The sequence below is a fragment of the Paraburkholderia sp. AV2 genome, assembly GCF_054968425.1.
In genome coordinates this window covers 1-1173 of the sequence record NZ_JBANLK010000115.1, presented here as the reverse complement: position 1 = coordinate 1173, position 1173 = coordinate 1, and the positions used below count along the sequence as shown (strand labels likewise).

Genomic DNA, 1173 nt, shown 5'->3' with positions numbered 1-1173 from the left:
TGTCGAGCGCGGCCAGACGCGCCAGCGAGAACTCGCCCGCGTCCGCCGGCAGCGGCTTGTGATCGCGCTGCTCCTTCACGTGTTTGACGATGTGGTTGCCCGCCGCGCGGCCGAACACCACGAGGTCCAGCAGCGAGTTCGTGCCCAGGCGGTTCGCGCCGTGCACCGAGACGCACGAGCATTCGCCCACCGCGTAGAAGCCGTTGATGGGGTCTTCGTGACCCTTCGCGGTGCCCACGACCTGGCCGTGGATGTTCGTCGGGATGCCGCCCATCTGGTAGTGGATGGTCGGCACGACCGGGATCGGCTCCTTGATGCAGTCCACGTTCGCGAACTTCAGCGCGATCTCGCGGATCGACGGCAGACGCTTCATGATCGTCTCGGCGCCGATGTGCGAGAGGTCCAGCAGCACGTGGTCCTTGTGCGGACCCACGCCACGGCCTTCCTTGATTTCCTGGTCCATCGAGCGCGAGACGAAGTCGCGCGGTGCCAGGTCCTTGAGCGTGGGCGCGTAGCGCTCCATGAAGCGCTCGCCGTTCGCGTTGCGCAGGATGCCGCCTTCGCCGCGCACGCCTTCGGTGATCAGCACGCCCGCGCCGGCCACGCCGGTGGGGTGGAACTGCCAGAATTCCATGTCCTGCAGCGCGATGCCTGAGCGCGCCGCCATGCCCAGACCGTCGCCGGTATTGATGAACGCGTTCGTCGAGGCCGCGAAGATCCGGCCCGCGCCGCCCGTGGCGAAGAGGGTGGTCTTGCCTTCGAGGATGTAGACGTCGCCCGTTTCCATTTCCAGCGCGGTCACGCCCAGCACGTCGCCTTCGGCGTCGCGGATCAGATCGAGCGCCATCCATTCGACGAAGAACGTGGTCTTCGCCGCGACGTTCTGCTGGTACAGCGTGTGCAGCAGCGCGTGGCCGGTCCGGTCAGCCGCCGCGCAGGCGCGCTGCACCGGCTTCTCGCCGTAGTTGGCCGTGTGGCCGCCGAACGGGCGCTGGTAGATCGTGCCGTCCGCGTTGCGGTCGAACGGCATGCCCATGTGTTCCAGTTCGTACACGGCGTTCGGCGCTTCGCGGCACATGAACTCGATCGCGTCCTGGTCGCCGAGCCAGTCGGAGCCCTTGATCGTGTCGTAGAAGTGGTAGTGCCAGTTGTCCTCGCTCATGTTGCCCAGCG

General features: G+C 66.9%; 1 protein-coding gene. It reads right to left on the bottom strand.

The genetic code is table 11. The annotated features are described in order from the left end of the window. A partial coding sequence (locus tag V8683_RS31320) for an FAD-binding protein (RefSeq protein ID WP_462880751.1) occupies positions 1–1173 on the bottom strand: 1173 nt, incomplete at both ends.